Here is a 13,481-nt window from a genome sequence, read left to right as displayed (position 1 = left end):
CGGGGGTGCGAGCTGCGGGTACGCTCGCGGCGGCCAGGGGTGGCGCGACGGCCGACCGGGTAGAAATGATGAGATCGTCTCGTCCCCTGGAGGTTCCCCATGCCGGCTCCCCGCCTGCTCATCGGCCCGCTGCTGCGCCGGGTCGTCGGCACGCGGGCCACCGTCTGGGTGGAGACCAGCGCGCCCGCGACGGTCCGGGTCCGCACGGCCGACGGCGCCGAGGGGACCGCGACCACCTTCTCCGCGTACGACCACCACTACGCGCTCGTCGTCGTCGAGGGGCTCACCCCGGACAGCGCCACGACGTACGAGGTGCTGGTCGACGACGAGCTCGCCTGGCCGGAGCCCCGGTCCGCCTTCCCGCCCAGCGTGATCCGCACCCGCGCCGCCGACGACCGGGACCAGCCGGTGCGCCTGGTCTTCGGCTCCTGCCGGGAGACCACCCAGCACTCGACCGCCCGCAAGCTGCCCCCGGACGCGCTCGACGCGTACGCCCGGCGGTTGATGGCCGACCCGGGCCGGGCCGATGCCCAGCCCGACCTGCTGGTGCTGCTCGGCGACCAGGTCTACGCCGACGAGACCTCGCCGACGGTGCGGCGGCTGCTCAAGCGGCGGCGCAGGCGGCCGGAGGGCGCCCCGGCGACGCAGGTGGTCAGCTTCGACGAATACACCAAGCTCTACCTGGAGTCGTGGCGCGACCCGGAGATCCGCTGGCTGTTCTCGACCGTGCCCAGCGTGATGATCTTCGACGACCACGAGGTGATCGACGACTGGAACACCTCCGCGTCGTGGCGCGACGACATGCGCGCCCAGCCCTGGTGGGCCGAGCGGATCGGCAGCGGCCTGGCCTCCTACTGGGTCTACCAGCACCTGGGCAACCTCGACCCCGACGAGATCGCCGCCGACCCCGTCTACCGGAAGGTCACCGCCGCCGCGTCGGACGCCACCGAGGTGCTGCGCGAGTTCGGCGCCCGGGTCGACAGGGAGGCCGACGAGGCGCACGACACCGAACGCTGGCGCGCGGTGCAGTACCAGTGGAGCTACGCCCTGGACCTGGGGCGCACGCGGCTGGTGATGCTCGACAACCGGTGCAGCCGGGTGCTGGAGCGGGGCAACCGGGCGATGCTGCCGCCCGGCGAGTGGTCCTGGTTCCTCGACCGGGCGCACGGCGTCTACGACCACCTCGTCGTCGGCGCGTCACTGCCCTGGCTGCTGCCGCCGGGCATCCACCACGTGGAGGCGTGGAACGAGAAGCTCGCCGACTCCCGGCACCGCTGGGTGGCCGGGTTCGCCGAGCGGCTGCGCCGGGCGCTCGACCTGGAGCACTGGGCGGCGTTCCGCCGCTCCTTCGACGCCCTCGGCGCGCTCTTCGCCCGGCTGGGCAGCGGCCCGGCCGGGCACACCGGCGACCGGGTCGGCGCGGGGCCGGCGTACCCGCCGCCGGCGTCGATCAGCGTGCTGTCGGGCGACGTGCACCACTCGTACGTGGCCCGGGCCCGTTTCCCCGACCCGGCGGTGCACACCCCCGTGCACCAGCTCACCTGCTCGCCGATCCACAACCAGGTGCCGGCGGCGATGCGCCCGCTGATGCGGCTGGGCTGGTCGCCGGGGCCGGCCGGGGCCACCCGCGCGCTGGCCCGCTGCGCCGGGGTACGCCGCCCGAGCGTGCGCTGGCGCAAGCTGGCCGGCCCGTACTTCGGCAACGCGGTGGCCACCCTCGCCCACACCGGGCGCACCGCCGACGTGACCATCGAGGGCACCACCGGCGACGGGCACCTGCGAACGGTGTTCCGAAGGCGGCTCGCCTCCGAGGGCTGAGCCCGGCGCGCCCGTACCCTTGCGGCGTGGACGATCATTCCCCGGAGATCCTGCGGTTCGTCGAGCACGAGTTGACCGCGCTGCTGCGCCGGGGCCGCTCGCTCTCCTTCGAGGTCGCCCGCGAGGTGCACCCCGACCTGGACCAGAACGCGTACGGGCTGCTGCTGTGGCTGCGCCGGTCGGACGCGACCCGGCTGACCGACCTGTCGGCCCGGCTCGGGATCAGCAAGGGGACGCTCAGCCGGCAGATCAACGGCCTGGAGGCGCTCGGGCTGGTGCGCCGGGAGCCCGAGCCGGAGGACCGCCGGGCGTGGCGGCTCACCCTGACCGAGGAGGGGCAGCGCCGGTTCGACGCCGCCCGGGCGACCCGGCTGGCCATGTTCCGGCGCATAGTGGAGAGCTGGTCGAGACGGGACGTGGAGGACTTCGGCCGCCTGCTGCGCCGCTTCAACGACGCCCTCGACTGAGGGGCAAGGAAGGGCCCCTGTCAACGCTTTCTGTATAGGAAGGGCCCCTTCCTGACACCCGCGGCAGGCGGCGGGCGCGCAATGCGGTGGCCCACTGTCGGGGGCACCCGCCAGGATGGGCGGATGACCTGGAGAGCACCGCAGATCACCCGCAGCGACGCCCCGTTCGTCGGCGACGAGCGCACCATGCTCGACGGCTGGCTGGACTACCACCGGCAGACCCTGCTGCTCAAGTGCGCCGGGCTGACCGCCGAGCAGTTGCGCACGCCCAGCGTCGAGCCGTCCGGGCTGAGCCTGCTCGGCCTGGTGCGGCACCTGGCCGAGGTGGAGGCGTGGTGGTTCCGGGAGTGCTTCGCCGGGCAGCGCGTCGACTACCCGTACTTCACGCCGGAGAACCCCGACGCCGACCACGACGTCAGCACCGCCGACGCCGAGGCCGACCTCGCCGTCTACCACCGGGAGGTCGGCCTCGCCCGCGCCGCCGCGGCGGGCCGCTCCCTCGACGAGACGTTCACCGAGGTCGGCCCCAAGCAGCGCACGTTCAGCCTGCGCTGGGTCTACCTGCACATGATCGAGGAGTACGCCCGGCACAACGGCCACGCCGACCTGATCCGGGAGCGCATCGACGGCGTCACCGGCGAGTGACGGTCCCGGGGCCGGCGGGCCGGCCGGCCCCGGGACGACCGCTCAGTACGCCAGGGCCGCCCGCAGGTAGCGCAGCCCCGACGGCCCGTCCCACCGGTACGCCGACAGCCCGGCCGCCCGCGCGCCCCGGATCGCCCAGTCCTCGTCGTCGACGAACAGCACCCGGGCCGGCGGGGTGTCCAGCGCCGCGCAGGCGGCCTGGAAGTATTCCTTCGCCGGCTTGTGCACCCCGACGACGGAGGAGTTGACCACCACATCCAGCTCGTCGGTCAGGCCCAGCGCGGCGAGATCGGTGTCGAGCAGGTCGGTGCCGTTGGTGCCGAGCCCGACCCGTACGCCGGCCGCCCGCACCTCGCGCACGAACGCCAGCACGTCGGGGTCGACCTCGCCCCGGTAGCGCTGCCACTGCTCCACGGCGGCGCGGGCGCGCTGCTCGCCACCGGCCGAGTCGGCCAGCGCGTCGGCGACGCTGGCGACCCAGTCGGCGTGGCTGACCTGGCCGGTGAGCACCGGCTGGAGGCGTCCCCAGTGCATGGCGATCTCGGTGAGCACCCCCTCGGCGAGGCCGTAGTCCCGTTCCACGCCGGCGGCGACCGCCGGGTCCCAGCGCCGCAGCACCCCGTCGAGATCCACCAGGAGCGCCGTCGCGCGTTCCCGAGCCACTACTGTTTCTCCTCGCCGCGGCCGTGCCGCTCGTCGTCGCCGTCCCGGCCGACGCCGCCGTCGACGGCGGCGCGGGCGGGCGGCCCCTGCTCACCCTCGGCCCGGTTGAGCCGCTGGCTGATCACCTGGGTGACCCCGCTGCGCATGGTCACCCCGTAGAGGGCGTCGGCGATCTCCATCGTCCGCTTCTGGTGCGTGATGACGATCAGCTGACTCTTCTCCCGCAACTGTGCCAGCAGCGTGATCAACCTGCCCAGGTTGACGTCGTCGAGGGCCGCCTCGACCTCGTCCATGATGTAGAACGGGCTGGGCCGGGCCCGGAAGATCGCCACCAGCATCGCCACGGCGGTCAGCGACCGCTCGCCGCCGGAGAGCAGCGACAGCCGCTTGATCTTCTTGCCGGGCGGCCGGGCCTCCACCTCCACGCCGGTGGTGAGCAGGTCCTCGGGGTCGGTGAGGATCAGCCGCCCCTCGCCGCCGGGGAAGAGCACCGTGAAGACCTGCTCGAACTCCCGCGCGGTGTCGGCGAACGCGCTGGCGAAGACCTCCAGGATGCGCTCGTCGACGTCCTTGACCACGGTCAGCAGGTCCCGGCGGGTGGCCTTGAGGTCCTCCAACTGCTCGGAAAGGAACTTGTAGCGCTCCTCCAGCGCGGCGAACTCCTCTAGCGCCAGGGGGTTGACCTTGCCGAGCAGGGCCAGCTCGCGTTCCGCCTTCGCGGCCCGCTTCTCCTGCACCGGCCGCTCGTAGCGGACCGGCTCGGGCACGGGCAGCCCGTCCCGTTCGGCCGCCGCCACGTCGGCCTGGGTCGGGGGTACGGGCTGCGTCGGGCCGTACTCGGCGAGCAGCGTCTCCACGTCGAGGCCGAAGTCCTCGGCGGCCTTGGCCTCCAGCTGCTCGATGCGCAGCCGCTGCTCGGCGCGGGCCACCTCGTCCCGGTGCACCTGGCTGGTCAGCCGCTCCAGCTCCGCGCCGAGGCGCTTCGCCGCGCCGCGTACCTCGGACAGCTCGGCCTCGCGGGCGGCCCGCTCGCGCGCCACGGCGTCGCGGTGCTCCTCGGCCCGCGCGATCGACACGGCGAGCCGGGCCAGCGCCTCGCGGGCGCCGCCGGCCACCGCGCGGGCGATGTTCGCGCCCCGGGCGCGCGCCGCGCGCCGGGCCGCCGCGCGTTCCCGCGCGGCCCGCTCGGCGGCGGCCTGCCGGCGCAGCGAGTCGGCCCGGCCGGCGATCGAGGAGACGCGCTCCTCGGCGGTACGCACGGCGAGCCGGACCTCCATCTCGTTCTGCCGGGCCTGCGGCACCATCGCGGCGAGCTGGTCGCGTTCGTCCGTGGACGGCTCGGCGTCGATCGGGGTGGCCTCGGCCAGCCGCAGCCGCTCCTCCAGCTCGGCCAGGGCGACGAGGTCCCGTTCCCGGGCCGCCTCGGCGCGGGCGCGGGACTCGCCGAGCCGGTCGGTCTCCGCCTTTGCCGACCGGGCGGCGGCGCCCAGCTCCGCCAGGCGGCGGGCGGCGGCGTTGCGGTGGCTCTCGGCCTCCCGCTTCGCGGCGGCGGCGTGCTGCACGGCCTCCTTGGCGGCGGCGACCTCGGCGCGCGCCTCGACGAGTTGCTCGCGCAGCTCGGCGGCGGTGCGCTCGGCGGCGAGCCGGTTGCCCCGGGCCTCCTCGACGGCGGCCTGCACCTCGATGAAGCTGGGCGCCTTCGCCGACCCGCCGGCCGCCGCGTACGCCCCGACGACGTCGCCGTCGGGGGTGACCGCGCGCAGCTCCGGGTTGTCGGCGACCAGTTCGGCGGCGGCGGCGAGGTCGTCGACGACGGCCACGTCGCGCAGCGCCCGGTGCACGGCGGGGCGCAGCTCGGCGGAGCACTCGACCAGGTCGGGGGCCCAGCGGGCGTGCGCGGGCAGCTTCGGGCGCAGGGCGTCGGCGCCGCCGGTCATGCCCGGCCCGGCGGGGCTGCCGACGAGCAGGCCGGCCCGCCCGGCGTCGGAGATCTTGAGCAGCCGCATCGCCTCGACGGCCTCGTCGACGCCGGTGACCGCGACCGCGTCGGCGAGCCCGCCCAGCGCGGCGGCGAGCGCGGCGGAGTGGCCGGGGGCGACGGTGAGCAGCCCGGCGAGGCTGCCGAGCAGGCCGGGCACCTCGCCGGCGCGGGCCAGCAGCGCCCCCGCGCCGTCCTTGCGGCGCAGGCCGATGGCGAGCGCCTCCTCGCGGGCCTTCTGCGTGGCGGCTTCCTTCTCGGCGGCCCGTTCCGCGTCGGCGAGCGACCGGGCGGCGGCCTGCGCCCGCTCCTGGGCGGCGACGGCTTCGGCGTGCCGGTCGTCGAGGTCGGCGTTGTCCCGGTCGGCCTCGGTGGACTGCTCGGCGACGGCGTCCAGGTCGGCCTGCGCCTGCTCGGCGCGGGCGAGGGCGTCGGCGTGCGCGGCGGCGAGCCGCTCGATCTCCTCCCCCGCGCTGGTGGTGCGGGCGCGGGCGGAGTTGACCTGGCCGGTGAGCCGGGCCAGCCCCTCGCGCCGGTCGGCGATCGCCTTCGCGGCGGCGACCAGCTCCCGTTCGGCGGCGGCGAGCTGCCGTTCCAGCTCCTGCCGCTGCTCGACGGCCTCGGCGAGGCGGATCTGGTCGTCGGTGAGCGCGCCGCGCAGCTCCTCCTCCTGCTCGCGGACCCGCTCCGCCTCGGCCTCCAGCTGGTCGGGGTCGCGGCCGGGGCGCTCGTCGTCGGGCGTGGCGGTGAGGTGGCGCAGCCGCTCGCGGGCGAGCTGCTCGACGGAGCGGAACCGCTCGGAGAGCGCGGAGAGCTTGTACCAGGTGTCCTGGGCGGCGGCGAGCAGCGGCGCGTCCTCGGCGAGGGCGGCCTCCAGCTCGCCGAGCCGGCCCTGCACCTCGGTGTGCTCCGCCTCGACCTCCTGGCGTCGCTCCCGCGCGGCGCTCTCGTCGGCGATCTCCCGGTCCAGGGTGGCGCGCAGGGTGTGCAGGTCGTCGGCGAGCAGCCGCAGCCGGGCGTCGCGCAGGTTGGCCTGGATCGCGGCGGCCCGGCGGGCCACCTCGGCCTGCCGGCCCAGCGGCTTGAGCTGGCGGCGCAGCTCGGCGGTGAGGTCGGTCAGGCGGTTGAGATTGGTCTGCATCGCGTCGAGCTTCCGCAGCGCCTTCTCCTTGCGCTTGCGGTGCTTGAGGACGCCGGCCGCCTCCTCGATGAACGCCCGCCGGTCCTCCGGCTTGGCGTGCAGCATCCCGTCGAGGCGGCCCTGGCCGACGATGATGTGCATCTCCCGGCCGATGCCGGAGTCCGACAGCAGCTCCTGGATGTCGAGCAGGCGGCAGGAGTCGCCGTTGATCTCGTACTCGCTCTCGCCGGAGCGGAACATCCGGCGGGTGATGGAGACCTCGGTGTACTCGATGGGCAGCGCGCCGTCGGTGTTGTCGATGGTGAGGGTGACCTCGGCCCGGCCCAGCGGGGCCCGCCCGGCGGTGCCGGCGAAGATGACGTCCTCCATCTTGCCGCCGCGCAGCGCCTTGGCGCCCTGCTCGCCGAGCACCCAGGCGATGGCGTCGACGACGTTGGACTTGCCGGAGCCGTTCGGGCCGACCACGCAGGTGATCCCCGGCTCCAGCTTCAGCGTCGTCGCGGAGGCGAAGGACTTGAACCCCTTCACCGTCAGGCTCTTGAGATACACCTTCTCGATCCTCGTCCGGTGGCCGCCGAGCGTCGTGGGCTGCGCGGACCTGGTGAACCCGCAGACTAACCCGGTCTCGCCGGCACTCGGGCACGCGACCCGCCCCGGGCCGGCGTCGACGGCCGGCCGGCAGGCCGTGTACCGGGTTTCCCGGCACGGATCGGACGGCTCACCCGATGCGGAGCTTGATCAATTATCCAAGATCGGAAAATGGTACGGGGAAATTGCCCGGACATGGCTGCGCGCCGGCACATAAGTGTCGGCGCGCGATTTCTGCGTGGTGCGATTCAGTTGTCGGACCTACTGGAGATCAGGTCAGCGCCGGCTCGGCCAGACGGAGGAGGTCGTCCGCCTCCGCCGCAGCCGCCGCAAGCCGATCGTTCTCGGCGCGCAGGCGCGTGATCTCGAACTCCAGAGCCTGAACCCTGGACCGCAGTCGGGTGACCTCGTCGAGCAGACGCCGATCGGGCGCTGCACCTACGTGGCCGTAGAGGGCCTTCGCCATGCTGACTCCTTGATATGCGCTGCCGGAAAGGCCGGACCAACGCGCGCCCACTCGTTCGCGGCTGTCATTCCCAGCGATTCTGGGCACGACCGGGCGCGACTGGCGACACCTACATATTGAGCCGACAACCCCTCATTCGTCAAGTTACCGCAGGCCGTAGATCATCTTCACGTCGGCCGGGCCGCTTGTCGGTGGCTGCCACAAGGCGCGGACACGCTCTGTCCGGACGCGTTAACTGTACGCCCGGGAACAACGGAACTCACCCCACGCGAACCGCTTTCGTCTTAACTCTTTCTTAGCCACGTTGCCGCAGCTTGCGGCGCGCCCGTACGGTCACCCCGGCCCGCAACCGACCCATGGAGGCGACAGGCGTGTACGGCTGGACCGACCCGAACGACCCGGAGGGCGCGCGATGGCGCCAGGAGCCCCCGGCCGACGAGCCGGCCTGGCTGACCGACCGCCCGGCGCCCCGGTCGACCTACCTGTTCGGGGACGAACCGGACCAGCCGAGTGACCAACGGCACACCGACCAGCCCCCTGCGCCGCCGGCCGACCGGCCGTGGGCGGGCGAGCCCACCGCCCGGTGGCACTCCCCGGAACCCCCGAACGGCCAACGGCACGCGCCGGAACGGCCGAGCGGTCAGTGGCACTTTCCGGAACAGCCGAACGGTCAGTGGCACTCCCCGGAACAGCCGAGCGGACAGTGGCAGTCGCCGGAACAGCCGAGCGGACAGTGGCAGTCGCCGGAACCACCGGGCGATCGGTGGCACGCGCCGGAACGGGCCTCCGACCAGTGGTATCCGGCCGACCAGCCGGCCCCGGCGGCCGAGCACACCCGGGCGCTCCCGGTCGTCGCCGGCCCGGCCGTCGGCGCGGCCACGCCGGCCGCCGCGCAGCCGGCCGACCTCGCCGCCCGCCGCGCCGACACCGCCGCGGGCAGCGGCGAGGGGCGGCACCGGCCCGCCCGGCGGCTCCCGCGCCCGCTGCTGATCGGTGGCGCCGCCGCGGCGGCCACCCTGGTGGTGAGCCTCGGGGTCGGCGCCCTCGTGCTGCCCGGCGGGGACGCCCCACGGACCGACCCGGCCGCGGCCGACGCGCCGGTCGCCGCGCCCGCCGACCCGGCCGACCCGACCTCGGCCGGCCCGTCGCCGTCGCCCTCGCCGAGCGCCTCGCCGACCAGCGCCAGCCCGTCGCCGTCGCCGAGCCGCACCGCCAAGCCGACCCCGAAGCCCAGCCGGACCACCGCCGCGTCGCGGAGCAACCAGCGCAGCAGCGCCCCCGCCACGCCCCGCGTCGCCGCCGCGCCGGGCGTGAGCGCGCAGGCGCAGGAGGTCGTCGACCTGGTCAACGCGGAGCGGGCCAAGGCCGGGTGCGGCGCCCTGAAGATCGACGACAAGCTCATGGCGGCGGCCCAGGCGCACAGCCAGGACCAGGCCGACCACCGGAAGATGACGCACGACGGCAGCGACGGCAGCGACGTCGGCGAGCGGCTCGACCGGGCCGGCTACGCCTGGCGCGCGTACGGCGAGAACGTCGCGTGGAACCAGCAGACCCCGGCCGCGGTGATGGACGCCTGGATGAACAGCCCGGGGCACCGCGCCAACATCCTGAACTGCTCCTTCACCGAGATCGGCGTCGGCATCGCCAACAGCAACGGGCCGTACTGGACGCAGGACTTCGGCACGCCGCGCTGACCCGGGCCGGGCGTGGCCCCCGGGACGGGGAGAGGCGAGTCGTCCCGGGGGCCACGCTCGTTTGACCCGGTGAGGCGCGCCGGGGCGGTGCCCTGGGCGGCGGGTCCGCCTCGGGGCGACCGGCGGCCGGTCCGCTGCGGGCGGCCGGTGGGCGCACCCGCCTCCGGGCGGTTCGACGCCGCCCGCGACCTGCGGAGCTGCCGATGCGGATCGGGCCGCCGTCGCCCCGCGTCGGGCGCGCGTCGCGCCGACTGCTGCGCCTGCTCGTCGCGCTGACGCTGCTGACGACGGCGTACGGCTGCCGGGCCGTGGTGACGCCGCCGGGCGCGCCCACCCCGTGGCCGCCCGGCCAGGCCCGGCACTGGCGCTGGCAGTGGCAGCTCACCGGCCCGCTCGACACCATGGTCGAGGCGGACGTGTTCCTGCTCGACCCGGTGCGTACCACGAGCACCGAGACCACGGCGCTGCGCGGCCGGGACCGCCGGCTGGTCTGCCAGGTCGGCGTCGGCGCGTACGCGCGGACCGACCCGGACGCCGACCGGTACCCGCCGGAGGTCGGCGGCGCGGCCGGCCGGTCGCCCGGCACCCGGTGGGTGGACGTGCGGCGGTGGGACGTGCTGGAGCCGATCCTGGCCGACCGGCTACGGCTGTGCCGGGGCAAGGGCTTCGGGGCGGTGGCCCTCGCCGACGCCGACGGCTACGCCCACCCCACCGGCTTCGACCTGGACTTCGACGACCAGCTGCGGTTCAACCGGCGGGCCGCCGCCCTGGCCCGCTCACTGGAGTTGTCCCCCGGCCTGCTCGGGGACGTGCCGCAGGTGACCGCCCTCGCGCCGGACTTCGACTTCGCCGTCAACGAGGAGTGCGTCCGGCTGCGCCAGTGCGCGAAGCTGCTGCCGTTCGCGGACGCCGGCAAGCCGGTGTTCCACGTCGAATACACGGGCGACCCCGACGAGTTCTGCGTGACCACCCTCGGCTACGGCTTCGCCTCCATCCAGAAGCGGCGCGAGCTGGACGCGTGGCGGGACGCCTGCCCGGACGCCCCGCCGGCCCCGGAGCGGGGCGGGACCGCCGGCCCCTGAGCCGGGTCAGCCCCGCAGCGCGGCCCGGGGCCGGGGCTGGCAGCGGGGGCAGCTGTACGAGGACCGGTTCATGAACGCCTCCCGGCGCAGCGGTGCGCCGCACCGCCGGCACGGCTCGCCCTCCCGCCCGTACGCGTTGAGCGCCCGGTCGAAGTAGCCGCTCTCGCCGTTGACGTTGACGTAGAGGGCGTCGAAGCTGGTGCCGCCCTCCTTGATCGCCTCGCCGAGGACGTCCCGGACGTGGCCGAGCAGCCGCTGCGCGACGGGCGCGGTCAGCTGGTCGGTGGGCCGGGCCCCGTGCAGCTTCGCCCGCCACAGCGCCTCGTCGGCGTAGATGTTGCCGACCCCGGAGACGAGGGTCTGGTCGAGCAGCGCCCGCTTCACCTCCGTGCGCCGCCGGCGCAGGGCGGCGACGAAGGCGCTGTCGGAGAACTCCGGGTCCATCGGGTCCCGGGCGATGTGCGCGATCTCGGGCGGCAGCTCGGCACCGCCGGAGGAGACCGCCAGCCCGCCGAACGTGCGCTGGTCCACGAAGCGCAGCTCGGGGCCGTCGTCGGCGAACCGGAACCGGACCCGCAGGTGCAGCTCGTCGGCCGCCGTCGCCGGCTGGAGCAGGAGCTGGCCGGACATGCCGAGGTGGCCGACGATCGCGTCGCCGCTGTCCAGCGGCAGCCACAGATACTTGCCGCGCCGCCGTACGTCGAGCACCGTCCGCCCGGCGAGCACGTCGGCGAAGTGCGCCGGCCCGGCCAGGTGCCGGCGCACCGCCCGGGGATGGCGCACCTCGACGCCGACGATCCGGCGGCCGGTGACCCACTGGGCCAGGCCCTGCCGGACGGTCTCGACCTCGGGCAGCTCAGGCACGGTTCGCCTCGCCGGCCGCCGGGGCGTCGGCGGGCCCGCCGGTCGGGGCGTCCGCGGGCTCACCGTCGGCGGCGACCAGCGCCGACGCGCCCACGGCGCCCGCCGCGTCGACCTCGACGACGCCCACGACGTCCGTGCCGTTGACCGCGCCCGGCTCGACGGGCCCGTCCGACGCCTCGGCGGCGGCCCGCTCCCGTTGGGCCGCCTCGGCCTGCTCCCGCTCGGCCTGGGCGGTCAACTCCCGCCAGGCCGACTCGGCGGCCCGCTGCTCGGCCTCCTTCTTGCTGCGCCCCTCCGCCCCGCCGTACCGGTTGCCGGCGACCACCACCCAGGCGGTGAACGTCTTGAGGTGGTCCGGCCCGGTGCCCTCGATGCGGTATTCGGGCACGCCCAGCCCGAGGGCGGCCGTCAGCTCCTGGAGGCTCGTCTTCCAGTCCAGCGCGGCACCCCGCCCGGCCGACTCGGCCATCAGCGGGTCGAACAGCCGGTGGATCACGATCGCGGCGGTGTCCAGGCCGTACTGGAGGTAGATCGCGCCGAGCAGGGCCTCCAGGGTGTCGGCGAGGATGCTCGCCTTGTCCCGGCCGCCGGTGCTCTCCTCGCCCTTGCCCAGCAGCAGGTACGCGCCGAGCCCGTCCGGGCCCAGGCCCCGTGCCACGTCCGCGAGCGCCCGCATGTTGACCACACTCGCCCGCAGCTTGGCCAGCTGGCCCTCCGGCAGGTCGGGATGGTTGTGGAACAACGCGGTCGTGATCACCACGCCGAGGACCGAGTCACCGAGGAACTCCAGCCGCTCGTTGGTGGGCAGGCCGCCGTTCTCGTACGCGTACGAGCGGTGGGTCAGCGCCCGCTCCAGCAGCTCCGCGTCCAGCGAGACCCCGAAGGCGGCCTCCAGGTGACCGATGGGCGCACGCCGCCGCTTGTCGATGGTCATGATGCGGTTACCTCTCGGTTCACGACCGGGCGGCGCGCGCCGGGCGCACCCGCCGGTGCCGGCGCGCCGACGCGGCCGGTCGGGACGGTACGGGCGGTCACAGGCTCACCTCGGTGTCGGTGGTGCGCTCGGTGTGGTCACCGGGCTGTGCGGAGGTCTCCGGGGCCACCCCGGCCGGGCCGGCGCCGCCGGGGACGCCGAGCAGCACGGAGACGGTGTCGGTGGCCCGCCGACGCCACAGGTGGGCGGCCAGGGCGATGCCGGAGGCGACGTCCTGGCCACGGGCCGCGCCGTGGCAGACCACCACCGTGCCGGCCACCCCGAGCAGGGCGGCGGCCCGGGGGGCACCGCCGCCGGGCGGGGGCCCGCCGGCCATCGCGTACGCGCCCTCGATCGCCTTCAGCAGCACGTTGCCGGTGAACCCGTCGGTGACCACCACGTCGGCGCGCAGGCCGGAGGCGATGTCGTACCCCTCGACGAGGCCGACGTAGCGCGCGGCGCAGGGCAGCGCCGCGGCGGCGAGCACCGGGTCGGCGCTGCGGCGCAGCCGGTCCCCCTTGCCCGCCTCGGTGCCCACCGACAGCAGCCCGACGCGCGGCTCGACCACGCCGTGCGCGACGGCCGCGTAGGCCGCGCCGAGCACGGCGTGCCGCGCGAGGGTGGCGGGGCCCGGCTCCAGGGAGCCGCCGACGTCGAGCAGCACCACCGGTCCGGCGACCGCCGGCAGGGTCGCGACCAGGGCCGGCCGGCGCACGTGCGGCCACCGGCCGAGGCCGAGCGCCGCCGCGGTGACGGTCGCGCCGGTGGAGCCGGCGGAGACCATCGCGTCGGCGAGGCCGTCGCGGACGGCGGTGGCGGCCGTGCGTACGGTGCTGTCGGCGCGGGCGGCGACCGGGTTCTCGGCCATGCCGACGGCGGCGCGCACCGGCCGGACCGTGACCCGGGCGCGTTGCGCCGGATCGAGGGCACCGATCAGCTCGTCGGCCACCTCGGCGGGGCCGACGAGCAGAAGGTGCAGGTCCGGGTCGGCGCGCATGGCCCGCAGAGCGCCGTCAACCACGACGGCGGGAGCATCGTCCCCGCCGAGGAGGTCAACGGCGATCCGCGCGGTGCCCGGCTCCAGCGGGACACCGGCCGGAAC

General features: G+C 75.4%; 10 protein-coding genes and 1 pseudogene. 5 read left to right on the top strand and 6 right to left on the bottom strand.

The genetic code is table 11. The annotated features are described in order from the left end of the window. Window positions 1-99 precede the first annotated feature (99 nt). The 3 genes from TK50_RS09020 to TK50_RS09010 all read left to right on the top strand — a co-directional run bounded on the left by TK50_RS09020 (window position 100) and on the right by TK50_RS09010 (window position 2,930). Entirely contained in the window at window positions 100-1,818 is a 1,719-nt protein-coding gene (locus TK50_RS09020) for an alkaline phosphatase D family protein (RefSeq protein ID WP_043962322.1), read from the top strand. 26 nt (window positions 1,819-1,844) lie between these two features. Then, window positions 1,845-2,285 carry a MarR family winged helix-turn-helix transcriptional regulator gene (locus TK50_RS09015; protein WP_052503669.1) on the top strand — a complete coding sequence of 147 codons (441 nt, stop codon included), beginning with the start codon at window positions 1,845-1,847 and terminating at the stop codon, window positions 2,283-2,285. A gap of 123 nt (window positions 2,286-2,408) precedes the next feature. Next, window positions 2,409-2,930, top strand: coding sequence for a DinB family protein (locus TK50_RS09010; RefSeq protein WP_043962321.1), 522 nt, complete (start codon window positions 2,409-2,411; stop codon window positions 2,928-2,930). Between the two features lie 42 nt (window positions 2,931-2,972). On the opposite strand, the gene TK50_RS09005 is transcribed toward TK50_RS09010, so the two are convergent. The 3 genes from TK50_RS09005 to TK50_RS08995 form a co-directional block, all read right to left on the bottom strand. Further along, window positions 2,973-3,593: an HAD family hydrolase gene (locus tag TK50_RS09005; protein ID WP_043962320.1), complete on the bottom strand. Its 621-nt coding sequence runs from the start codon at window positions 3,591-3,593 to the stop codon at window positions 2,973-2,975. Then, window positions 3,593-7,261 (bottom strand): chromosome segregation protein SMC, encoded by a 3,669-nt coding sequence (smc, locus tag TK50_RS09000; RefSeq protein ID WP_229404040.1) that lies wholly within the window; start codon window positions 7,259-7,261, stop codon window positions 3,593-3,595. Before smc ends, TK50_RS09005 begins: the two co-directional genes overlap by 1 nt. A gap of 310 nt (window positions 7,262-7,571) precedes the next feature. After that, on the bottom strand, window positions 7,572-7,766 hold the full coding sequence (locus TK50_RS08995) for a hypothetical protein (RefSeq protein ID WP_036374707.1): 195 nt from the start codon (window positions 7,764-7,766) through the stop codon (window positions 7,572-7,574). Between the two features lie 356 nt (window positions 7,767-8,122). Between TK50_RS08995 and TK50_RS08990 the strand changes: the two genes are divergently transcribed. Next, on the top strand, window positions 8,123-9,460 hold the full coding sequence (locus TK50_RS08990; RefSeq protein WP_052503668.1) for a CAP domain-containing protein: 1,338 nt from the start codon (window positions 8,123-8,125) through the stop codon (window positions 9,458-9,460). A 203-nt stretch (window positions 9,461-9,663) separates the two neighbouring features. Beyond that, window positions 9,664-10,542, top strand: a complete 879-nt coding sequence (locus tag TK50_RS08985; RefSeq protein WP_043962317.1) for an endo alpha-1,4 polygalactosaminidase — start codon at window positions 9,664-9,666, stop codon at window positions 10,540-10,542. A gap of 6 nt (window positions 10,543-10,548) precedes the next feature. Here TK50_RS08985 and mutM read toward each other — a convergent pair whose 3' ends face one another. From mutM to TK50_RS08970, 3 genes and pseudogenes are all read right to left on the bottom strand, one after another. Further along, window positions 10,549-11,406, bottom strand: a complete 858-nt coding sequence (gene mutM / locus TK50_RS08980) for a bifunctional DNA-formamidopyrimidine glycosylase/DNA-(apurinic or apyrimidinic site) lyase (RefSeq protein WP_043962316.1) — start codon at window positions 11,404-11,406, stop codon at window positions 10,549-10,551. A gap of 178 nt (window positions 11,407-11,584) precedes the next feature. Further along, window positions 11,585-12,340: pseudogene (gene rnc / locus TK50_RS08975) on the bottom strand (ribonuclease III); the annotation flags it as partial. Between the two features lie 97 nt (window positions 12,341-12,437). Next, window positions 12,438-13,463, bottom strand: coding sequence for a fatty acid synthesis plsX protein (locus tag TK50_RS08970; RefSeq protein ID WP_043964139.1), 1,026 nt, complete (start codon window positions 13,461-13,463; stop codon window positions 12,438-12,440). Between the last annotated feature and the right edge of the window lie 18 nt (window positions 13,464-13,481).

Origin of the sequence: Micromonospora haikouensis, assembly GCF_000876225.1 — a bacterium.
Classification (GTDB): domain Bacteria; phylum Actinomycetota; class Actinomycetes; order Mycobacteriales; family Micromonosporaceae; genus Micromonospora; species Micromonospora haikouensis.
Note: the sequence above shows the minus strand (reverse complement) of the source record. Positions and strands in the feature narration are given on the sequence as shown.